This is a genomic window from Amycolatopsis sp. NPDC058986, from assembly GCF_042741125.1.
Classification (GTDB): domain Bacteria; phylum Actinomycetota; class Actinomycetes; order Mycobacteriales; family Pseudonocardiaceae; genus Amycolatopsis.
This window is the reverse complement of the sequence record NZ_JBHYJW010000044.1, coordinates 24,751-44,387: the sequence shown is the minus strand read 5'-3', so window position 1 is coordinate 44,387 and position 19,637 is coordinate 24,751. Positions and strand designations below refer to the sequence as shown.

21 protein-coding genes are annotated in these 19,637 nt (G+C 71.1%); 6 read left to right on the top strand and 15 right to left on the bottom strand.

Translation table 11 applies throughout. The annotated features are described in order from the left end of the window. Positions 1-191: 191 nt before the first annotated feature. Together ACFW0G_RS31675 and ACFW0G_RS31670 are read right to left on the bottom strand one after the other, a co-directional pair. A complete protein-coding gene (locus ACFW0G_RS31675; protein ID WP_378329107.1) occupies positions 192-1,304 on the bottom strand; it encodes an XdhC family protein in 1,113 nt (370 codons plus the stop codon). Further along, positions 1,297-2,421: a VWA domain-containing protein gene (locus ACFW0G_RS31670; RefSeq protein WP_378329106.1), complete on the bottom strand. Its 1,125-nt coding sequence runs from the start codon at positions 2,419-2,421 to the stop codon at positions 1,297-1,299. Before ACFW0G_RS31670 ends, ACFW0G_RS31675 begins: the two co-directional genes overlap by 8 nt. Positions 2,422-2,762: 341 nt before the next feature. Here ACFW0G_RS31670 and ACFW0G_RS31665 point away from each other — a divergent pair, with 341 nt between their 5' ends. Beyond that, positions 2,763-3,809 (top strand): nucleoside hydrolase, encoded by a 1,047-nt coding sequence (locus tag ACFW0G_RS31665; protein WP_378329105.1) that lies wholly within the window; start codon positions 2,763-2,765, stop codon positions 3,807-3,809. 10 nt (positions 3,810-3,819) lie between these two features. On the opposite strand, the gene ACFW0G_RS31660 is transcribed toward ACFW0G_RS31665, so the two are convergent. From ACFW0G_RS31660 to ACFW0G_RS31615, 10 genes are read right to left on the bottom strand one after another with little or no spacing between them, the layout of a single operon-like run. Then, positions 3,820-4,737 (bottom strand): AAA family ATPase, encoded by a 918-nt coding sequence (locus ACFW0G_RS31660; protein WP_378329104.1) that lies wholly within the window; start codon positions 4,735-4,737, stop codon positions 3,820-3,822. Next, positions 4,734-5,312 carry an NTP transferase domain-containing protein gene (locus tag ACFW0G_RS31655; RefSeq protein WP_378329103.1) on the bottom strand — a complete coding sequence of 193 codons (579 nt, stop codon included), beginning with the start codon at positions 5,310-5,312 and terminating at the stop codon, positions 4,734-4,736. The genes ACFW0G_RS31660 and ACFW0G_RS31655 overlap by 4 nt, the downstream gene beginning before the upstream one ends. Beyond that, complete coding sequence (locus ACFW0G_RS31650; RefSeq protein WP_378329102.1) at positions 5,305-6,120, bottom strand: IclR family transcriptional regulator C-terminal domain-containing protein; 816 nt, start codon at positions 6,118-6,120, stop codon at positions 5,305-5,307. Before ACFW0G_RS31650 ends, ACFW0G_RS31655 begins: the two co-directional genes overlap by 8 nt. A 10-nt stretch (positions 6,121-6,130) precedes the next feature. Continuing rightward, positions 6,131-6,517 carry a 4-carboxymuconolactone decarboxylase gene (gene pcaC / locus ACFW0G_RS31645; RefSeq protein WP_378329101.1) on the bottom strand — a complete coding sequence of 129 codons (387 nt, stop codon included), beginning with the start codon at positions 6,515-6,517 and terminating at the stop codon, positions 6,131-6,133. Continuing rightward, on the bottom strand, positions 6,514-7,305 hold the full coding sequence (gene pcaD, locus ACFW0G_RS31640; protein WP_378329100.1) for a 3-oxoadipate enol-lactonase: 792 nt from the start codon (positions 7,303-7,305) through the stop codon (positions 6,514-6,516). Before pcaD ends, pcaC begins: the two co-directional genes overlap by 4 nt. A 45-nt stretch (positions 7,306-7,350) precedes the next feature. Continuing rightward, complete coding sequence (gene pcaG, locus ACFW0G_RS31635; protein WP_378329099.1) at positions 7,351-7,905, bottom strand: protocatechuate 3,4-dioxygenase subunit alpha; 555 nt, start codon at positions 7,903-7,905, stop codon at positions 7,351-7,353. Further along, a complete protein-coding gene (gene pcaH / locus ACFW0G_RS31630; RefSeq protein ID WP_378329098.1) occupies positions 7,905-8,639 on the bottom strand; it encodes a protocatechuate 3,4-dioxygenase subunit beta in 735 nt (244 codons plus the stop codon). The genes pcaG and pcaH overlap by 1 nt, the downstream gene beginning before the upstream one ends. Positions 8,640-8,668: 29 nt before the next feature. Next, positions 8,669-9,847, bottom strand: a complete 1,179-nt coding sequence (locus ACFW0G_RS31625; protein WP_378329097.1) for a thiolase family protein — start codon at positions 9,845-9,847, stop codon at positions 8,669-8,671. Further along, on the bottom strand, positions 9,844-10,608 hold the full coding sequence (locus ACFW0G_RS31620) for a CoA-transferase subunit beta (RefSeq protein WP_378329096.1): 765 nt from the start codon (positions 10,606-10,608) through the stop codon (positions 9,844-9,846). The genes ACFW0G_RS31625 and ACFW0G_RS31620 overlap by 4 nt, the downstream gene beginning before the upstream one ends. Next, on the bottom strand, positions 10,605-11,414 hold the full coding sequence (locus ACFW0G_RS31615) for a CoA transferase subunit A (RefSeq protein WP_378329095.1): 810 nt from the start codon (positions 11,412-11,414) through the stop codon (positions 10,605-10,607). The genes ACFW0G_RS31620 and ACFW0G_RS31615 overlap by 4 nt, the downstream gene beginning before the upstream one ends. 222 nt (positions 11,415-11,636) lie before the next feature. Between ACFW0G_RS31615 and ACFW0G_RS31610 the strand changes: the two genes are divergently transcribed. Next, positions 11,637-14,291: a CHAT domain-containing protein gene (locus ACFW0G_RS31610; RefSeq protein ID WP_378329094.1), complete on the top strand. Its 2,655-nt coding sequence runs from the start codon at positions 11,637-11,639 to the stop codon at positions 14,289-14,291. Here the strand turns inward: ACFW0G_RS31610 and ACFW0G_RS31605 are convergent. Then, on the bottom strand, positions 14,243-14,782 hold the full coding sequence (locus ACFW0G_RS31605; protein ID WP_378329093.1) for a hypothetical protein: 540 nt from the start codon (positions 14,780-14,782) through the stop codon (positions 14,243-14,245). The two genes, ACFW0G_RS31610 and ACFW0G_RS31605, sit on opposite strands and share 49 nt — an antisense overlap. A 147-nt stretch (positions 14,783-14,929) precedes the next feature. Here ACFW0G_RS31605 and ACFW0G_RS31600 point away from each other — a divergent pair, with 147 nt between their 5' ends. Both ACFW0G_RS31600 and ACFW0G_RS31595 read left to right on the top strand, forming a co-directional pair. Further along, complete coding sequence (locus ACFW0G_RS31600) at positions 14,930-15,901, top strand: 2-hydroxyacid dehydrogenase (protein ID WP_378329092.1); 972 nt, start codon at positions 14,930-14,932, stop codon at positions 15,899-15,901. Then, a complete protein-coding gene (locus ACFW0G_RS31595; protein ID WP_378329091.1) occupies positions 15,898-17,046 on the top strand; it encodes a glycerate kinase in 1,149 nt (382 codons plus the stop codon). Before ACFW0G_RS31600 ends, ACFW0G_RS31595 begins: the two co-directional genes overlap by 4 nt. Positions 17,047-17,115: 69 nt before the next feature. On the opposite strand, the gene ACFW0G_RS31590 is transcribed toward ACFW0G_RS31595, so the two are convergent. Both ACFW0G_RS31590 and ACFW0G_RS31585 read right to left on the bottom strand, forming a co-directional pair. Beyond that, positions 17,116-17,409, bottom strand: coding sequence for an iron-sulfur cluster biosynthesis protein (locus tag ACFW0G_RS31590; protein WP_378329090.1), 294 nt, complete (start codon positions 17,407-17,409; stop codon positions 17,116-17,118). Between the two features lie 111 nt (positions 17,410-17,520). Next, complete coding sequence (locus ACFW0G_RS31585; protein ID WP_378329089.1) at positions 17,521-17,868, bottom strand: hypothetical protein; 348 nt, start codon at positions 17,866-17,868, stop codon at positions 17,521-17,523. Positions 17,869-18,013: 145 nt separating this feature from the next. Here ACFW0G_RS31585 and ACFW0G_RS31580 point away from each other — a divergent pair, with 145 nt between their 5' ends. Both ACFW0G_RS31580 and shbA read left to right on the top strand, forming a co-directional pair. Then, complete coding sequence (locus ACFW0G_RS31580; protein ID WP_378329088.1) at positions 18,014-18,484, top strand: GtrA family protein; 471 nt, start codon at positions 18,014-18,016, stop codon at positions 18,482-18,484. Positions 18,485-18,814: 330 nt separating this feature from the next. After that, a complete protein-coding gene (gene shbA, locus ACFW0G_RS31575; RefSeq protein WP_378329141.1) occupies positions 18,815-19,399 on the top strand; it encodes an RNA polymerase sigma factor ShbA in 585 nt (194 codons plus the stop codon). Positions 19,400-19,637: the final 238 nt, after the last annotated feature.

Here is a 19,637-nt window from a genome sequence, read left to right as displayed (position 1 = left end):
CGGTTGGGGTGTTTCTGGGTGGGCCTGGGCGGTTCGCCGACACCGGGCGAACGGAGTCGGCGAGCGCAGGGAAGTCCGAGGGACGCCCTGGGTGCATCCACCGCACCCAGGGACGCCCTTGTCACACCCCAGACCAACGCACCCAATGCCACATTCGGGCGCTCGTCCGCCGGGAACGACGCCGGACAGGGTCAGCCGTGAATGCGGCCGGAGAGTTCGGCGAGCCGCCGCCCGCCACCGCCCCAGCGGAGCGCGATGATCTCGGCGGCGATCGAAACCGCGGTCTCCTCCGGGGTACGGGCGCCGAGGTCGAGCCCGATCGGCGAGGAGAGCCGCTCCAGCTCCGCCTCGGTGATCCCGGCCTCGCGCAGCCGCGCGAACCGGTCGTCGTGGGTCTTGCGCGACCCCATCGCGCCGACGTAGCCGACGTCGAGCCGCAGCGCGACCTCCAGCAGCGGCACGTCGAACTTCGGGTCGTGGGTCAGCACCGCGATCGCCGTGCGCTGGTCGATCCGCCCCGCCTCGGCCTCCGCGGTCAGGTACCGGTGCGGCCAGTCGACGACGACCTCGTGGGCCTCGGGGAACCGGCTGCTGGTCGCGAACACCGGGCGCGCGTCGCACACCGTAACCTGGTAGCCGAGATAGGCGCCCATCCTCGCCATCGCGGCGGCGAAGTCGATCGCGCCGAAGACGAGCAGCCGCGGCGGCGGCTCGAAGGAGTTGACGAACACTGTCATGCCCTCGCCTCGGCGCTGGCCGTCCGGCCCGTAGTGCAGGGTGCCGGTGCGTCCGCTGGCGAGCAGGCCGCGCGCGTCGTCGGCGACGGCGTCGTCCATCCGGGACGACCCGAGCGAGCCCGCCGTCCGGTCCGGCCACACCACCATGTGCTCACCGACCAGTCCGGCCCGCTCGTGTTCGATGACCGTGACCACCGCGACCGGCTCACCGCCGCGGACCGACTCGACGACCTCGGTGAGCTCGGGCATGGACCGCTGGTCCACGTGCTCGACGTAGATGTCGATGATCCCGCCGCAGGTGAGCCCGACCGCGAACGCGTCGTCGTCGGTGACGCCGTAGCGCTGCAGCACGGGTTTGCGCTCCGCGACGACCTCCTGAGCCAGTTCGTACACCGCGCCCTCGACGCACCCGCCGGACACACTGCCCGCCACGGTGCCGTCCGGCGCCACGACCATCGACGCGCCCGGAGCGCGTGGAGCCGAAGAGAACGTCGCCACGACGGTGCCGAGCCCCACCGTCTCCCCCGCCGACCAGCGGCGGTACACCTCGTCCAGTACGTCACGCATCGGCGATCTCCCCGAGCAGTCGTTCCAAGGTGGCCAGGCTGTGCCCGGCCAGCAGCCCGTCGATGTACGGGAGCGTGGCCACGATCCCGCTCTGGACCGGGGCGTAGCCCGCACGTCCCGCATGCGGATTCACCCAGAGTACGGCGTGAGCGAGACGGCGCAGCCGAGCCATCTGCTCCCGGAGCAACGCCGGATCGCCCCGTTCCCATCCATCGGAGAACACCGTGACCACCGCGCGCCGTGCGACGCCGCGCTGTCCCCAGCGGTCGAGGAACGCGCGCAATGTCTCGCCAAGCCTTGTGCCACCAGCGAAATCGGGGACGGAAGTGCCCGCCGCGAGCATCGCGCGTTCCGGATCCCGCTGCCGCAACTGGCGCGAAACCCGGGTCAGGCGAGTACCGAGGGTGAACGTCTCGACCACCGCCGGCGCGTGCCGGGTGAGTACGTGGGCGAAGCGCAGCAAGGCGTCCGCATACGGGCTCATCGACCCCGAGACGTCGATGAGCAGCACGACCCGCCGGGTGCGAGTACCCCGGCGGGTGCGCGGTAGCTTTACGGGCTCACCGCCGGTGGCGAGCATCGCACGCAGGGTGCGCGACGCGTCGAGCCTGCCGCGTCGCGACGGTGTTCTCCTGGCCGCCGGGCGGGTCGGCAGCACCGGCCGCAGTGTGGCGAGGAGTTCGCGGAGGTGTTCGCGTTCGGCCGTGGTCAGCTCGGCGAGGTCGCGATGGCGCAGGATCTCCTGGGAGCTGGCCGCGACACGCAGTTCGTCGCGGCCCTCGCCGGATCCGCTGCCGCCGCCCGGATCCGTGGTCAGCGGGGCGATCGTGGTCCGAGGCGGCATTTGCGTGCGGGAGCGTCCCTGGGGCGGGGCATCGAGGGCGAACCAGCGCGCGAAGGCCTCTTCGTAGCGTGGCAGGTCGTCGGGATCCGAGCACAGCGTCAGGCGTCCCGCCCAGTACAGCTGGGCGGGCTCGGCGACGTCGATCTGGGAGACGGCCGTCAGATACGCCTGCACCCGCCGGGCGTCGCAGGCCACGCCCGCCTCGCGCAGAGCGGCGGCGAAGCCGGCCAACCCGGGCACCGGATCGGAGACGGCCGCCGTGGCAGGGTGCATCTGTCCATTGTGCCTCGCGGTCCACGGAGCGCACAGAACGAAGGTGAGGGGCGGTCTGCGCACACCGCTCCTCCCCAGGGCGGGTGCGCAGACCGCGCTCTTCGCAGCGGCCTGCCCCGGTAGCGCAGGGCGGGCGCGAAGAGTTCGGAAAAGGGTCTACAGAACCGAAATCAGCATTCGGTGGAGGAAACCGTCTTCCGTTCGGTGGCTTGACCGATCCGCATGGTTTCCTCCCTTCGGTTTCTCGCGGTGCTTTCCGCGGTGCCCGACAAGAATGACCGCTGAGCGGCGGGCACGTCAAAGCAATTACCACGCGGCCGTTCTCTCGCTACGGTGACGTCATGATCTTTCCTCGACTTACGCGAGTGGCGCTCGCCGCCGCGCTCGCGTGCGCGGTGAGCAGCGCTGTCCCCGCCACCGCCGCGGAATCCGCCGCGCACGGCGCCGTCCCGGTCGTCTTCGACGGCGACATGGACTTCGACGACGCCGCGACCCTGGCTTACCTTTGCCAGGCGGAGAAACAGCACCGGATCGACCTGCGCGCGGTCACCGTGACGAACAACGGTTCGGGGACGCCGGGCAGGGCACTGACCCACGTCCGGACCGAACTCGAACGCTGCGGGCTGAGCGGGATCCCGGTCGCGGACGGCTCTCCCACCGGCGTCAACCCGCAGCCGCTGGAGGGCCGCGCGTGGACCGAGCGGGTGCTGACCGCCGCGTTCGGCGACGGTGACCGCCCCGACCGGCCGTCGGTACTCCCGGCCTGGCAGCTGCTGGCCGGATCCGTGCTCACCGCACCGCGCCCGGTCGTCGTGCTGGCCACCGGCCCGCTCACCAACGTCGCGAAGGCACTCGACGTGCCCGGCGTCGCCGCGCGCATCTCCCGGCTTTCGGTGATGGGCGGCGCGTTCGGCGTGCCCGGCAACATCTACGGCCCCGACGCCGCGAAGTTCGACGGCAGCCAGGAGGTCAACATGTGGCTGGATCCCGCGTCCGCCGCGCGCGTGTTCGCGAAGCTGCCCGGCAGGGTGGACATCGCGCCCTTGGACGCCACGAACGACGTCCCGGTCACACAGTCCTTTGTGGACAAAATCGGGACGGGCCGGACCCCGGAGGCGCGGCTCGTGCACGCCATCCTCACCCAGCCGGAGGCCGCGGCGGGCATCGCCGCGGGCACGCTCTACTGGTGGGACACGCTCGCCGCGTCCGTCGTGTTCGACCGGGTCAACCCGGTGAGCCAGCGCGAGGAACGGGTCGCTGTGCGGCAGGACGGCACGGCGGCGGGACGCACGGTGATCACCCCGGACGGGACACCCCAGCGCGTCGGATATCACGCCGACCGCGCCCAGTACGAGGACGGCTACTTCGCGATGCTCACCGGCGGCTGAGCGACCGGGCTCAGGCGAACAGCGCGTCGAGCTTCGCGCGAACGCGGTCGAGATCCTCGCTGTACTTGAGGACGGCGCCGAGGGTGCGTGCCGCCGAGGCCGCGTCCAGTTCGTCCCTGTCCAGTGCGAGCAGCGCCCGCGCCCAGTCGAGCGATTCCGCGACGCCGGGCGGTTTGAGCAGTTCCATGCCGCGCAGCCGGTGGGTCGCCTCGGCGACCTGCTTGGCCAGTCCCTCGGTGATGTCCGGCAGCCTGCGGCGCAGGATGCTCACCTCGCGGGCGAGATCGGGATGTTCGAGCCAGTGGTAGAGGCAGCGGCGTTTGAGCGCGTCGTGGACCTCGCGGGTGCGGTTGGAGGTCAGCACCACCAGCGGCGGCTGGGCGGCGCGGACCTCGCCGTACTCGGGAATCGTGACGGCGTATTCGTCGAGCAACTGCAGCAGGAAGGCCTCGAACTCGTCGTCGGCGCGGTCGATCTCGTCGACCAGCAGCACGCACGGGGCGCTGAGTGCCTGAAGTAGCGGACGCGCCAGCAGAAACCGGTCGGTGTACAGCGAACGCTCCGCCTCGTCGACATCGAGCTTGCCGTCGCCCGCCGCCTCCAGCGCGCGCAGGTGCAGGAGCTGACGCGGGAAGTCCCATTCGTACAGCGCCTGCGCCGCGTCGATGCCCTCGTGGCACTGGAGCCGGACCAGTGGCCTGCCGAGGGCGGTGGCCATGGCCAGCGCGAGGGAGGTCTTGCCGGTGCCGGGTTCGCCTTCACAGAACAGCGGACGGCGCATGCGCAGCGCGAGGAATCCGGCGGTGGCGATGCCGTCGTCGGCGAGGTAGCCCGTCGCGTCCAGTGCGGCGGTCAGGTCTTCTGGCGAAGCGAACGGCTCGGTCACGTCCCCGATCGTAAGGCGCGTACCCGGCGGTGTGCCGGTCATCCGCCGGGAAGATCGTCGCGGCGATCGACGTCGCGGCCGCTGCCGAGGTCACCGCATTCCACCAGGCGCAGATCGGTCCGCCCGGCGAGCCAGTCCCGCGCGCCGCGATCACCGCGCGCGCTCTCGGCGACCTCGGCCCACCAGTGCCTGCCGAGCAGGACCGGGTGCCCGGGGACGCCGTCGTACGCGGCACGGGCGACGACGTCGGAACCGCTTCCGGCGGCCACTCTCGCCACCGCCTCGGCGCTGACCCAGGGCAGGTCGACGAGGTGGACGAGCGCGGCGTCGGTGTTTTCGGGCAGGTCGGCCAGGACGTCGAGCCCGGCACGCAGCGACTCCCCCATCCCGTGCTCCCAGCCCTCGGCGAGCACGGCGACGGTCGGATCCGGCAACAGATCGCGCACCTGCTCCGCGGCGGCGCCGAGCACTACCCGGATCGGGCCGCAGCCCGCCGCTTCCAGTGCGCGGAGGGCACGCAGGACGAAGGGTTCGCCGTCGAACTCGGCGAGCGCTTTCGGACCGCCGAAGCGGCGGCCCGCCCCGGCCGCCAGCAGGAGCCCGGCGACGCTAGACACCGCGGTTCGCCCTGGCGGAGGGGGCCGCGATCGCCAGATCCGCCTCGATCGCGCGGGCGGCGTCGAGCAGCGGGGGCACGAATTCGGTGCGGGCCTGCTCCGCGGTGGTGCGGCTGGCGTGGGTGGACAGGTTCACCGCGGCGACCACGGCACCCCGGCGGTCGTGGATGGGCGCGGCCACCGAGCGCAGTCCCTCCTCCAGTTCCTGGTCGACCATCGCCCAGCCCTGCGCGCGCACCCGGGTCAGCTCGGCGCGGAGCAGGTCGGGTGAGGTCACCGTGCGCTCGGTGAGCTTGTCGAAGCGCACGACCGCGAAGTACGCCTCCAGCTCGGCTTCGCTCATCCCGGCCAGCAGCACGTGCCCCATCGAGGTGGCGTGGGCGGGGAACCGGGTGCCGACGTTGATGCTGACGGTCATGATCCGCGACACCGCGACCCTGGCCACGTACACGATGTCGGTGCCTTCGAGCACCGATACCGAGCTCGATTCGTGCACCCGCGCGGAAAGCCGCTCCAGATGCGGATGCGCGACCTCCGGGAGCGACATGCTGGACAGGTAGGCGTAGCCGAGTTCGAGCACCCGCGCGGTGAGCGAGAAGTACTTGCCGTCGGTCCGCACGTAGCCGAGGTCCACGAGGGTGAGCAGGAAGCGGCGCGCGGCCGCGCGGGTCAGGCCCGTCGACCGCGCCACGTCGCTCAGCGTCAGTTCCACCGCGTCGGCGTGGAACGCCTTGATCACGGCGAGCCCACGCTCCAGCGACTGCACGTGGTGGGCGCCGCGGCCGGCGTCCGTCTCCCCTTGATCCATGCCCGTGACCCTATCCGGCCGCGGGGTCCCCGAGTTCGGCGAGGACACGCTGGGCGATGGCGAACGCGGCGTTCGCGGCGGGCGCGCCCGCGTAGACAGCGGTGTGCAGCAGGACCTCGCCGATCTCGGCCGCGGTGAGCCCGTTGCGGACCGCCGCGCGGACGTGCATGGCCAGCTCGTCGTGACAGTGCAGCGCGGTGAGCGCGGCCAGCGTGACGCAGCTGCGGGTACGCCGGTCCAGCCCATCCCGGGACCACACCGAACCCCAGGCGCCCTCAGTGATGTAGTCCTGGAACGGCCGGGTGAACTCGGTGGTGTTCGCGACCGCGCGGTCGACGTGTTCGTCACCGAGCACCTCGCGCCGCACCCTCATGCCGGTCTCGTGGCGTTCGCTCACAGTTTTCCGCCCTCCACAGTCTTCAGGTGCTCGAGCATGATCCGGGCGAACTCGGCAGGCTGCTCGTAGTTGCCGAGATGGGCCGCGCCCTCGACGATCTCCAGCCGGGCACCCGGGATGGCGTCCGCGATCAACCTGCCGTGCTCGGGCGGAGTCGCCGGGTCCTCGGCACCCGCGATGACGACCGTGGGCGCGGTGATCTTCGGCAACGCGTCCAGCTGATCCATCCGCTCGATGATCCCGCAGCAGGCGGCGTACCCCTCGGCGGAGGTCCCGGCGATCATCGCCCGCAGGAACTCGGCCTCGTCCGGGTTGCGCCGCGCGTACTCCGGCGTCACCCAGCGGCCGACGCCCCCTTCCGCCACCACACCGGTCCCCTGCTCGCGGACCAGCCGGGCCCGCTCGGCCCACATGCTCGGCGGCCCGAGCTTCGCCGAGGTGCAGCACAGGATCAGGCTCGCGATCCGTTCCGGGGCGTGTACGCCGGCCCACATGCCCGTCATCCCGCCCAGAGAGAGACCGGCCAGGTGCGCGCGCTCCACGCCCTGCTCGTCGAGGAGCGCGACCAGGTCCGCGACGAGATCGTCCAATGTGTACGGACCGGGTGGCACCGGCGAGGCGCCGTGTCCCCGGGTGTCGTACCGGATCACCCGGAAACCCTGCCGTACCAAGGGTTCCATCTGCGGCTGCCACATGCGGTGGTCGCTGCCGAGGGAACCGCTGAGCACGACGGCGGGGCCGTCCGCGGGCCCCTCCACCACGCTGTGCACGCGAACCGGGCTGGTCACTCGTGCCCCTCTCGATCGGGCTGGTGCGGTGTCACTGGTTACGGGTCACAGGGCGAAGAACACCGTCTCGCCGCCGCCCTGCAGACGTACGTCGAATCGGTAGCCGTCGGCGGTCTTCGCCGCGATCAGGGTGTGCCGCCGGTCCTCGGGGACACTGGCGAGCACCGGGTCGCCGGTGTTGTCCTGATCCTCGAAGTAGACCCGCGTGACCACCCGGTGCAGCAGTCCCCTGGCGAACACCGAGACGTCGACATGCGGTGCCTGCGGCGCCCCGTCCTCCCCTGGCACAACGCCGGGAAGCACGGTGAAGATCCCGTAGTGGCCCGCGGTGTCGGTCGGGCAGCGGCCGAAGCCCCGGAAGCCCGGGGCCGCAGCGCCGCGGGGATCGTCGGGATGGTCGAACCGGCCGCTGGGATCGGCCTGCCATGTCTCGATCATCGCGTCCGGAATCGGCTCGCCCGCCCCGTCGAAGACGGTGCCGCGGATCCACACCCCGCCGGGTGTCCCTTCCGGCACCACGTACGGCCCGTCCGGCCAGGGCAGCCCGATGGACAGATAGGGCCCGACGGTCTGCGAGGGCGTCGACAGCGATTCGGCCATCAGTCCTCGTCCTCCTCGTCCTCGAACACCGAGGCCTCCCGGCCGCGCAGCACGATGTCGAACTGGAACGCCAGCGCCCAGTGGTCCTCGGTGCGGTCGAGGTCGAACCGGGCGATCATCCGCTGCCGCGCCTTCTCGTCCGGGATGGAGTTGAAGATCGGGTCCTGGGCGAACAGCGGATCGTCCGGGAAGTACATCTGGGTGACCAGCCGCTGCGTGAACGCGCTGCCGAACACCGAGAAGTGGATGTGCGACGGACGCCAGGCGTTGTCGTGGTTCTTCCACGGATACGCGCCGGGCTTGATCGTGGTGAAGGTGTAGCGGCCCTCGCCGTCGGTCAGCGTCCGGCCCGCCCCGTCGAAGTTCGGGTCGAGCGGGGACGGCCAGCGGTCGCCGGTGTGCCGGTACCGGCCGCCGGCGTTGGCCTGCCAGATCTCGACCAGCGAATTCCGCACCGGGCGGCCCTCGCCGTCGAGCAGCCTGCCGGTGACGATGATCCGCTGCCCCTGCGGCTCCCCGGCGTGCTGGCGGGTCAGGTCGTTGTCGAGCGCGCCGATCCGGCCGGGGCCGAGCAGCGGCCCGGTGACCTCGGTGAGCTGCTGCGGCAGCACGACGAGTGGCTGTTTCGGATGCCGCAGGGCCGTCGAGCGATAGCCGGGGGAATCCAACGGTGCGTGGGTGCCCTCCGGATCCTGCCGGTACCGCGGCAGCCGGAGTCCGGACGGTGCGGCCACTGCATGCTCTCCTCTCACGGACATTCGGTTCACTGGCCTTCGATGACGACGGCGAGCCCCTGGCCGACGCCGATGCAGATCGCGGCGAGGCCCCAGCCGCCGCCCCTGCGGTGCAGTTCGTGCGCGAGCGTGCCGAGGATCCGCCCGCCCGAGGCGCCGAGCGGGTGGCCGATGGCGATCGCGCCGCCGTGGATGTTCACGATCTCCGGGTCGAGCTTCGGCCAGTCACGGAGACAGGCCAGCGACTGCGCGGCGAACGCCTCGTTCAGTTCGACCGCGGCCAGATCGGCCCAGCCGATCCCGGCGCGCTCCAGCGCGATCTCGGCCGCGCGGACCGGGCCGATGCCGAACACGTCCGGATCGACCCCCGCCGCGCCGCGCCCGGCGATGCGCGCCAGCGGCGCCGTGCCCAGTCGCGTGGCCGCCGCCTCGTCACCGAGCAGGAGTGCCGAGGCGCCGTCGTTGAGCGGGGACGCGTTGCCCGCCGTGACCGTCCCTTGTGGACGGAAGACGGTCTTGAGCTTCGCCAGCTTCTCGGTGCTGGAATCGGCGCGGATGCCCTCGTCCCTGGTCAGCTCGACACCCTCGACGGGGACGACGTGGTTGTCGTAGAACCCCTCGTCCCAGGCGCGGGCGGCGTTGCGGTGGCTGCGGACGGCGAACTCGTCCTGCTCCTCCCTGCCGATGCCGTACCGCTCGGCGAGGCGTTCGGTGGACTCGCCGAGGGAGATGGTCCACTGCTCGGGCATCTCCGGGTTGACCATCCGCCAGCCCAGCGCCGTCGAGTACAGCGTCTGGTTGCTGTTCGGGAAGGCCTTCTCCGGCTTCGGCATCACCAGCGGCGAGCGGCTCATCGACTCGACGCCACCCGCGACGGCCAGCGAGGCGTCGCCGACCTGGATCGCCCTGCTCGCCTGGCCGACCGCTTCCAGCCCCGAGCCGCACAGCCGGTTGACGGTGCTGCCCGGCACCGAGGTCGGCCAGCCCGCCAGCAACGCCGCCATCCGCGCGACGTTGCGGTTGTCCTCGCCCGCGCCGTTGGCGTCGCCGAGCGTCACCTCGTCCACTGTGGACGGATCGAGGCCGGTGCGCTCGGCGAGCGCGCGCAGCACACCGGCGGCCAGGTCGTCGGGCCGCACGCCGGACAACGCGCCGCCATAGCGGCCGAACGGGGTCCGGACCGCGTCCAGGATGAATACGTCGCTCATGCGCTCGCCTTCCGGAGTTCGCGGAGCAGGGTCAGCTCCTGATCGGTGGGCGCGGGCGTGACGGCGAGATCCTCCGCCACCTTGAGTGCCCAGCCGGTGGCCGCCACCGCCTGCTCGAGCTCCACCCCGGGGTGCAGCTCGGTCAGGGTCAGCTCGGAGGTCTCCGGATCGGGCCGCAGCAGGCCGAGATCGGTCACCACCAGCGTCGGCCCCGCGCCGCGCAGGCCGAGGCGTTCGCGATCACCCTTGCCGGTGCCGTGCCCGAACGAGGTGACGAAGTCGACCTTGTCGACGAACGCGCGGGTGTTCTGCCGCAGCACGACGAACACCTCCTTGCAGGACGCCGCGATCTCCGGCGCGCCACCGGCCCCGGGCAGCCGCACCTTAGGGTCACGGTAGTGGGAACCGATCACCGTCGTGTTGATGTTGCCGAACCTGTCCAGCTGCGCAGCGCCGAGGAAGCCGACGTCGATACGGCCGGGCTGCAGCCAGTAGTTGAACACCTCGGGCACGCTCACCACCGCGTCGGCCGTGTCGGCCAGCTCGCCGTCGCCGATCGACAGCGGGAGCCGGGACGGTTTCGCGCCGAGACAGCCCGATTCGTAGATCAGTGTCAGGTTCGGCGCGTGCGTGCGGCGAGCCAGGTTCGCCGCCGTGCTCGGCAGCCCGATCCCGACGAAGCAGGACATCCCGTCGCCGAGTGCCCGCGCCGCCGCGACGCTCATCATCTCGTCGGCCGTGTAAGCCGGGCGGTCGCTCATGCCGCCACCCCCGTCAGTTCCCGGAGCCAGCCGGTGAAGGCGTCCCTGTCCCGGCCGATCGCGTCCCATGCCTGATAGGCGTCGTTGTCCCGTTCGTAGTATCCGGCCGCGTAGGACGGGCGCGCGCCGCCCGGCGCCTCGGCCACCGCCGTGACCGCCCAGGACGGCAGCACCAGTGCGCCCGGCCGGGGCTCCAGCTCGTCGACGATCTCCTCGACCGTGACGAGCGAGCGTTTCGCCGCCAGCACGGCCTCCTTCTGCACCCCGGTGATACCCCACAGCTGGACGTTGCCGGCGCGGTCCGCGCGCTGAGCGTGCACGATCGAGACGTCGGGGTTCAGCGCCGGGACCGCGGCGAGCGTCTCCCCGGTGAAGGGACAGGTGATCGGCTTGATGGTCTCGGTCTGCGCCGGGAGATCGGTGCCGGTGTACCCGCGCAGCACCGCGAACGGCAGCCCGGACGCCCCGGCGACGTACCGGTTGGCCATGCCGGCGTGGCTGTGTTCCTCGATCTCCAGCGGGACCGGCCACGCGTGCTGGACGGCGTCCCGGAAGCGGTGCAGCGATCCGACGCCGGGATTGCCTCCCCACGAGAAGATCAGCTTGCGCGCGCAGCCCGCGCCGATCAGCTGGTCGTACACGATGTCCGGGGTCATCCGGACCAGCGTGAGATCGCGCCGGTGCTGCCGGATGATCTCGTGCCCCGCCGCGACCGGGATGAGGTGCGTGAACCCTTCGAGCGCGACGGTGTCCCCGTCGTGCACGAGGCGCCGCACGGCCTCACTCAGCGACAGCAGCTCTGCCATCACGTACTCCTTGTCCGGGTATTCGATGTCCGGGTATCACTGTCCAGATTGTTCGGATAGCGCACATTCGTTCTGCATCTGAACATACCACGGCCCGTCGCCGCCCGGCGAGCCTCATTCCGGTGAATGGATGTCTGTCCCCGGTTCACTCGTCCGGCCCACCCGGGTGTACTGAATTCGGCCGACGCGGAACCGGGACGGACCCGGCTACGCTGCGCCGCCATGGACAGCCATCTGCGCCCGGAGCTGGCACGGATGGTCCAGGCGGCGATGTCCCAGCCGGACCAGCACGTCCCGTTCTTCGCCGACAGCCGCGAGGACGTGCTGTCGCCGGAAACCCTCGGCACCGTCGTCCATTTCCTCGACGTCGCACGGAATCACCTGAGCCCCGGACAGGTCCCGCCGTCCGACGTCGACCTCGAAACGGTCTACCTGGCCGGCTGTTACTTCTGGGCCCGCTGCCGGTTCCTCGCCGAGGCGGACGCGGTCCGGGACCACCAGGTGTCGCTCGCCCTGCTGGCCATCGTGCACGCGATCCGGCCGGAAGCCGTGCCCCAGCCCCGCCGCGCCCAGTTCGCCCGCACCCCGCCGGCGCTGCCTCCGGTGGCGGGGATCCTGCACGGCACCGCGATGATTTTGGCGGCCGTCAGCAAGGAACACGCGCACGAGAGCGGACTCTGGACGGCTGTCGCGCTGACCGGGTACGCGCGGGATTCGGTCACCGGCCCCCAGGATCCCGCGATGGTCTTCGACCACGGCGTCCTGTTCGCGGACCTCTTCGCGTTCACCGGGGATCCCGACCACTTCCGCGCGGCGATCGCGCTCATGCGGAAGGCCGTCGCCGCCTTTCCCGGCGGAGAAGCCCCGGAAGCGATGCACACCGCGCTCGCCCGCGCGCAGGAGAAAGCGCCCTCCGCTCCGGAGCCGGATCCCGGCGTCGTCACCGCGACGGCCCGGCATTCCCTCGCCGGGGCGAATCCGACGTCCCCGGTGTACGGACAACTGCTGGCCGAACTGGGCGAAGTCCTCCACAAGCGCTTCAAGTCCTTCGGCGAAATCGGTGACCTCGCCGAAGCCATCCGCTACCTCGAAACCGCCGTCGCGACCACGCCCGCGGCCCGGCACGACCAGCCCGTCATGCGGATCAAGCTCGCCCTCGCGCTGGCGGAACGCGGAAGACACGCCAGGCAGCAGGGCGACCTCGACCGCGCGACAACGCTCCTGCGCGATCTGACCACCGATCCGTCCGCCGCGGAAGCACACCGGCAGCTGGCGGGCCTCGAACTGGCGCGTCTCCCCGACCGGCCGTGGAACCCTCGCGCCGATCTGGTGGCCGCCACGGCGGAGTTCGAGAAAACCGCGCTCACGCCCGCCCACGACATCCCGGCCCGCCTGCGCGCCGCGTACTCCTGGGGACTGCACAGCGGTCACCTGGGCCAGCTCGACCAGGCGAACCAGGCATTCGGGCTCGCGCTCGACGAACTGCTGCCGAAGCTGGCGGCCCACACGCAAGGCAGGACGCGCGAAATCCCCTCGCCTGCCTGCGACGCGGCCGCCGTCGCCCTCGAACGGGGCAACCCGGCCGAAGCGCTCGTGCGGCTCGAACACGGCCGCGCGGTCGTGCTCGCCGAAGCCGTCCGGTTGCGGCCGCACGCCGGCCTCGCCGCGCGTCATCCCGAACTGGCGAACCGGTTCGACCAGGCCTGCGTGACACTGAGCCGCGAAACGGTATCCATGCGCGTGCGCAGGCGCGCCACCGCGGACTTCCGCGAGACGGTCGCCGAGATCCGGTCCCTCCCCGGGTTCGACCGGTTCCTCCAGCGTCGCGACTTCTGGTCCCTGCGCAAGGCCGCCGCGCACGGCCCGGTCGCCGTCGTCAACGTCGCGGAGCTGGGCTGCGCGGCGTTGTTGTTGCGCCCCGGCGCGGACGCCCCCGAAGTGGTGCCGCTGCCGGGGATCACGCGGACGGAGGTCTTCCACCGCACCGAAGCGTTCCTCACCGCCGTCGCCGCACTGTCCGCAATGGACAGTGTGACCGCCGGACACGACCGGACCGTCATGGCGACGCTGGAATGGCTGTGGGACCACATCGCGGGCCCGGTACTGAAAGCACTCGACCTCGACGAGCACAGTCTCGACGAGCACAGCGAGGAAGGCCCCCGGCTCTGGTGGTGCCCGACCGGGCCGCTGGCCCTGCTTCCGCTCCACGCCGCGCGCTGCGGAGCCGACGACAGTTATGCCCACGACAGAGTCGTCTCCTCTTACACCCCGACGCTCAGCGCCCTTCTCCACGCACGGACCCGGCGAAGAACAGTGGCGACGTCACGCCTCGGCGTCGCCTACGCGGCTTCGCACGCGTCACTGCCCGCCGTCCGCGAAGAGCTGGAAGCGTTGTCTCGACCGGCGTCGCTGCTCGTGGGAGCGGAGGCTACCCCGAGTGCCGTCCGCACGGCGTTGCGCTCCCACCACTGGGCGCACCTCGCCTGCCCCGCCGAACACGATCCGGTCGATCCGTCGCGAAGCGGGCTCGCACTCCACGACGGATTCCTCCCCCTGCGCGAACTCTCCGCCGAACCACCGCGGGACGCCGAATTCGCGTTCCTGTCCGCCTGTCACACCGCGACCTGGTCGCCTGCCCATGGCGACGAGGTCGTCTCGCTCGCCGGCGCGTTCCAGCTGTGCGGCTACCGGCACGTGATCGGGAGCCTGTGGACCACCGCCGCGGTCACTCCCCTGATCGCCAATGAGGTGTACCGCGAAATGACCACCGCGGAGGACGCCGCGCTCGCCCTGCACCGGGCGACGCGACGTCTGCGGGCCGAACACCGTTACTCGGCACCGCCTTTCTGGGCGTCGTTCGTCCACTTCGGACCCTGAGCCGGCGGGAACCATTCGACGGCCTTGAAGTCCCCGCTCTCGACGCGCTCGAACGGCGCGCTGGACAGGCACTTCGGCACCGACTTGCCGTCCTCGATCACCCAGCTGTAGCCCACGCGGTCGTGCTTGCCGTTGTCGTACACCGTGATACCGCGCCGTAGCCCCTTCAGCTCGGGCAGGTTCGTGTCCGTGACAACTCCGGTCAGCACCGCGACCGAACCGCCGACGACCAGGCAGTCGACCTTCCCGGAGAACCAGCCGGAGAGAGCCCCCGACCGGTGGCTCACCCGGAACGTCCCGCGCGCGTCAGGGCCGAGGCCGTGCGCGTCGATGGCGAACCGGACGTCGTCGCCGCCCGCCCGCGCGAGCTTCGCGCTGCCCACCAGGCTCGGTTCGGCAGGCCCGTCCCCGGCGCTCGCGGCGGCCCCGCCCGACACCGTGACCGCGGTCGCCAGCGCCACCGCCGCGAGTGCCCGTTTCGTTCCCCTCATCGCGTTCCCCTTCGCTCCCGGTTCCGGCGGTCCGCCCGCCGTGTCCCCACGATCCCGGGCCGCCGGGGCCCCGCGGCTCAACCGCGAAGGGGAACCGGCTCACCCGCGCTGGGGATCTCCGTCGGTCCCTGGCATTAGGCTGTCCCGGTGCCTTCCCGACCTTTGATCGCCGTGACGCGCTGGATCCCGGACGAAGCGGTGAAGATCCTCGCCGAAGCGGGCGAAGTCCACGTCTCCTCCGCTGATCGTCCGCTCGGCGCGGGAGAACTCCGCGAGTTCACCACCGGGGCGTCAGCCATAGTCGGCATGCTCCACGACCGCCTCGACGGGGAACTCGCGGACGCCGCGGGACCACAACTCGAGATTGTCGCCAACGTCGCCGTCGGCTACGACAACGTCGACGTCCCGGCACTCGCCGAGCGCGGTGTGGTGGTGACCAATACGCCCGGCGTGCTCACCGACGCCACCGCGGATCTCACCTTCGGGCTCATCCTGGCGCTCACGCGGCGGCTCGGCGAGGGCGAACGCCTCATCCGCGCCCGCGAGCAGTGGTCGTTCCACCTCGGCTTCCTGCTCGGATCCGGCCTGCAGGGAAAGACGCTGGGGATCGTCGGGCTCGGCCAGATCGGCAGGGCCGTCGCCCGGCGCGCCCGCGCGTTCGGCATGCGCATCGTCTACAGCGGACGGAAACCGGCACCGTCCGAAGTGGAATCCGCGCTGGCGGCGGAGTTCGTGCCGCTGCCGGAACTGCTGGCCAACGCCGACGTCGTTTCCCTGCACTGCCCGCTCACCACCGCGACGCGGCATCTCATCGGCGCGGACGCGTTACGCGCGATGAAACCGGGCGCGTACCTGGTGAACACCACCCGTGGCCCGGTCGTCGACGAGTCCGCGCTGGCCGACGCGCTCGAAGCCGGGGAGATCGCCGGCGCGGCGCTCGACGTCTTCGAACACGAGCCGTCGGTGGAAGAAAGGCTGGTGGAACGGGAAGATGTCGTGCTGACCCCGCATCTGGGTTCGGCCACGGTGGAAACCCGCACGGAGATGGCGGTGCTCGCCGCCCGCAACGTAGTCTCGGTGCTCGCCGGGAACGATCCGCTGACGGAGGTAAGGCCATGACGCGCGTCGTGATCGCGCCGGACAAGTTCAAGGGCAGCCTCACCGCGGTCGAGGCCGCCGAGGCCATCGCGCTCGGCGTGCGCGATGCCCTGCCGGACGCCGAGGTGCTGACCTGCCCGGTCGCCGACGGCGGCGAAGGCACCCTCGACGTCCTGGCCGCGGCCGGTGCCCGCATCGTGGAACTCCGCGTCCGCGGTCCGCTGGACGACAGCGTGGACGCGCGGTACGCGGTGCTGGACGGCACGGCCTACATCGAGTCTGCGCGCGCCTGTGGCATCGAGTTCGTCGAGCCGGATCCCGCGACCGCACTGGCAGCGCACACCTGGGGCGTCGGGGAACTGCTCGGGCACGCGCTGGCGAACGGCGCGCGCGGGCTGGTGCTGACCGTCGGCGGCACGGCGAGCACGGACGGCGGCGCGGGGATGCTCGCCGCCTTGGGTGCCGGGGTGTTCGACGCGTTCGGCGCGCCGATCGGGCTGGGCGGCGGCACGCTCACGCGCGTCGCGACGGTCGAACTCGGTCCCACCCACGATCGGCTGGGCAAGGTCGGAGTCTCGGTCGCGACGGACGTGACGAACCCGCTCGTGGGGCCGGACGGGGCGGCCGCGGTGTTCGGGCCGCAAAAGGGCGCGGGCCCGGACGAGGTCGAGGTGCTCGACGACGCGCTGAGCCGCTGGGCGCAGGCGCTGCACACCGCCGGTGCGCCCGACGTGTCCGACGTACCGGGCGCGGGCGCCGGTGGCGGCGTGGCCGCCGGCGCCATCGCGGGACTGGGCGGGAAGGTGGAGTCGGGTTTCGACCTGATCGCGGCCCTGACCGGGGTCGACGCCGCCCTCGACGGCGCCGACCTCGTCATCACCGGGGAAGGTTCCCTTGACGTGCAAAGCCTTTCCGGCAAAGCCCCCGCCGGGATCGCCGCGCGGGCGGCGAAACGCGGGGCGGATCTGCTGGTGCTCGCGGGCCGGATCCAGCTGTCGCCCGCGCAGCTGACAGCGCTGGGCGTGGCGGGCGGTCCGGCAGGCGCCGCCGCCCTGATCGACCACGCACCATCCCTGGCACACGCGACGCAGCACGCCGCCGAGCACCTTCGGACCCAGGCGGCCGCCCTTACCCGGACCTGGTCCGAAGGCCAGGCCCGAGCCTGACGCGCCTGACGGAAACACGCTTCCAGAACCGTTGTCCTGTCAGCGTGTTTTCGTCAGCCCGCGACGAAGTTACTGCTGCGGCAGCACGGCGAACGCGACGTCGCCCGCCTCGTTCTGCTGCACGTCGAGCACCTTGTCGTCGAGCAGTGCGGCGGCTTGGGGTTCGAGGAAGACCTTCGCCCCTCCGTCGTCGGAGCCGAGAACGCTGTCGCCGTCCTGGGGTGCGGGCGCGACGGACAGTTCGAGCTGGGCTCCTTCGCCGTCCTGGTTCTGGAGCGCGAACCGGAGTCCGCTGCCCTCGGTCCCTCCTTGGGTGGTCAGTGCGGTGATGGCCTCTGCGGCGGCTTCAGTCACGGTCAGCAATTTTCGGCCTTCCCTTCGCTTACGGTCGAAATCCACTGGCGGTCCACGCTAGGGGCGTCGGCCGGGTGGCGCAGTGTGAGTGGCGAACACCCCGGTCACGGGCCCGCGGCCTCAGCCGCGGCTCGCCTCGCGGATGGCGTCGGCGACGGTGCCACCCTGGATGACGGCGGGCGCGGTCTCCACGGTGTCCACGCTGTCGTCGAGCTGTTCGGCCGGAGTGGCGGCGATCGGACGGTCCCGGATGACTTCCGGGGTGACGTCGGGTTCCTCCTCGGCGAGACGGGTGCCGAGGTCTTCACCCTCCCGGATCTCGGCGGGGGTGGTGCCGTGCCGGTTGGCGGCACTCCAGTGCTCGGGTGGTTCGACGCCCGCCTCGAGCGGGTCGACGTTCAGTTCGTCCTCGTCGAGGGCCTCGCTGGGGGTGAGTGTGTCGGGTTCGGCCGATTCACGATCGCTCAAGGCGTGCCTCCCATGCGTTTCCGCTTCCGTTGTGCGTACCCGGCAGGGCGGGCGCCGAAACGGGGCCGTTCGTGTCACCGGGATCACATTTCTTCAACTGGTTCAACACATTCAGGATTTAGTGAAACGGAGGTAGCCTCAGGTCATGACCATGACCAGGTGGGCGCCGGGGCACCAGCCCGTCCGGCGCACGCCGCGGCGACAACACGAACTGGGCGGCCACGCCGCCTGGTACGTCGTCGCCGGAGCGGTCACCACGGGCCTGCAAGCTGCACTGTTCCTGATGCTGCAGCCCGAACTCGGCACCCAGCCCGCGAACCTCGTGGCGATCGCGCTGACCACGCTCGCCAACACCGAGTTCCATCGCCGGATCACGTTCGCGGGACGCACCGGCAACGCCGGGAAGCGACATCTGCAGAACCTGCTGACGTTCGCCTTCTACGCCGGGTACGGCTCGATCGTGCTGGCGACACTCGACGCGCTCGTCGGCTCCCCGACGGCGTGGGAACAGACCGCGACACTGCTCGCGGCGAGCGTCGTCGGCGGAGTCGCACGCTTCGCACTACTGAGGTGGTGGGTTTTCGCCCATCCGGCGACTGAAACCGTCAAAAACTGAGCTTCAGACCTCGATTTCAGCACATACTGAGAAGCGCAAATTGCAGTGCGCAACTCCCGGTCTCGGTTGTGTCAAGACCCGTACCGCTATCGAGGTATCTCTAGTTGAAATCTGGACGGGCGACGTGCACGCGCATACGATTACGCTGCGTCGCACCAGTGGCGGGTATGACCTGATCTTACGGCCCATTCGCTGCTAAAACGTTACGGAGCGTTGACCCTGACTGGTAACAGTCCCGGGGTCGCCGGGGAGACGACCATGACAGCAGTGTCCAGCACGACCCGCACCGACTCGCCCGCCGCACTACCCGGCTACACGACGCCGGAGACGATGCCGCGGCCGGGCGGGCGGCTCACCAAGGAGGATCTCGACCCGCTCGTACGCGAGGCCGGGAGCGGGGACCCGGCGGCGGTCCACGCGTTGCTCAGGAAGATCGAGCCGGTCGTGGTGCGCTACTGCCGGGCCAGGATGGGCGGGCGCGACCTGTCCTACCTCTCGGCCGACGACGTCGCCCAGGAAGTCTGCCTCGCCGTGCTGAAGGCGCTCCCCGACTACCAGGACCGCGGCGGCTCCTTCCTCTACCTCGTGCACGCCATCGCCGCCAACAAGGTCGCCGACGCCTACCGCGCGGTGGCCCGGGACCGCTCCGACCCGGTCCCCGAACTCCCCGAGCGCCCGCTGGCCGACAACGAGCCCGAAATGCACGCCCTGCACGTCGACCTCGGCGCCCGCCTCGGCAGGCTGCTCGCCAAGCTGCCACGCACGCAGCAGGAGATCCTCGCCCTGCGCATCGCCGTCGGCCTCTCGGCCACCGAAACCGCCGAAGCGCTCGGTATCTCGTCGGGCAACGTCCGCGTCACGCAGCACCGCGCCCTCGGCCGCCTCCGCGCCATGATCCAGGACGAGGAGTTCTGACCTCCATCACGCGAGTTACGCCCCTAATCACGCGAGACCTCCCTTCAATCACGCGAGTCGCGCGTTTCAGGTCAGGCCGTAGAGCGTCCTCGCGTTGTGTTCGAAGACCGCGAGACGCTCGGAGTCCGACAAAGACCCCGTCGTCGACACCGCGGTGTCGACGACGACCACATAGGACGCGGCCCGTTCGCTCACCGGGCCGGACGCGCCGAAGACCACGCGGCCCGGCCCCAACGCC

What these genes read in the sequence shown, in the direction of transcription:
- ACFW0G_RS31595 (WP_378329091.1), top strand. Translation starts at nt 15,898, where the DNA reads ATGACGCGCGTCGTGATCGCGCCGGACAAGTTCAAGGGCAGCCTCACC.
- ACFW0G_RS31650 (WP_378329102.1), bottom strand. Translation starts at nt 6,120, where the DNA reads ATGGATCAAGGGGAGACGGACGCCGGCCGCGGCGCCCACCACGTGCAG.
- ACFW0G_RS31625 (WP_378329097.1), bottom strand. Translation starts at nt 9,847, where the DNA reads ATGAGCGACGTATTCATCCTGGACGCGGTCCGGACCCCGTTCGGCCGC.
- pcaG (WP_378329099.1), bottom strand. Translation starts at nt 7,905, where the DNA reads ATGGCCGAATCGCTGTCGACGCCCTCGCAGACCGTCGGGCCCTATCTG.
- ACFW0G_RS31660 (WP_378329104.1), bottom strand. Translation starts at nt 4,737, where the DNA reads ATGACCGGCACACCGCCGGGTACGCGCCTTACGATCGGGGACGTGACC.
- ACFW0G_RS31620 (WP_378329096.1), bottom strand. Translation starts at nt 10,608, where the DNA reads ATGAGCGACCGCCCGGCTTACACGGCCGACGAGATGATGAGCGTCGCG.
- ACFW0G_RS31610 (WP_378329094.1), top strand. Translation starts at nt 11,637, where the DNA reads ATGGACAGCCATCTGCGCCCGGAGCTGGCACGGATGGTCCAGGCGGCG.
- ACFW0G_RS31670 (WP_378329106.1), bottom strand. Translation starts at nt 2,421, where the DNA reads ATGCACCCTGCCACGGCGGCCGTCTCCGATCCGGTGCCCGGGTTGGCC.
- ACFW0G_RS31675 (WP_378329107.1), bottom strand. Translation starts at nt 1,304, where the DNA reads ATGCGTGACGTACTGGACGAGGTGTACCGCCGCTGGTCGGCGGGGGAG.
- ACFW0G_RS31665 (WP_378329105.1), top strand. Translation starts at nt 2,763, where the DNA reads ATGATCTTTCCTCGACTTACGCGAGTGGCGCTCGCCGCCGCGCTCGCG.
- ACFW0G_RS31605 (WP_378329093.1), bottom strand. Translation starts at nt 14,782, where the DNA reads ATGAGGGGAACGAAACGGGCACTCGCGGCGGTGGCGCTGGCGACCGCG.
- shbA (WP_378329141.1), top strand. Translation starts at nt 18,815, where the DNA reads ATGCCGCGGCCGGGCGGGCGGCTCACCAAGGAGGATCTCGACCCGCTC.
- ACFW0G_RS31580 (WP_378329088.1), top strand. Translation starts at nt 18,014, where the DNA reads ATGACCATGACCAGGTGGGCGCCGGGGCACCAGCCCGTCCGGCGCACG.
- ACFW0G_RS31615 (WP_378329095.1), bottom strand. Translation starts at nt 11,414, where the DNA reads ATGGCAGAGCTGCTGTCGCTGAGTGAGGCCGTGCGGCGCCTCGTGCAC.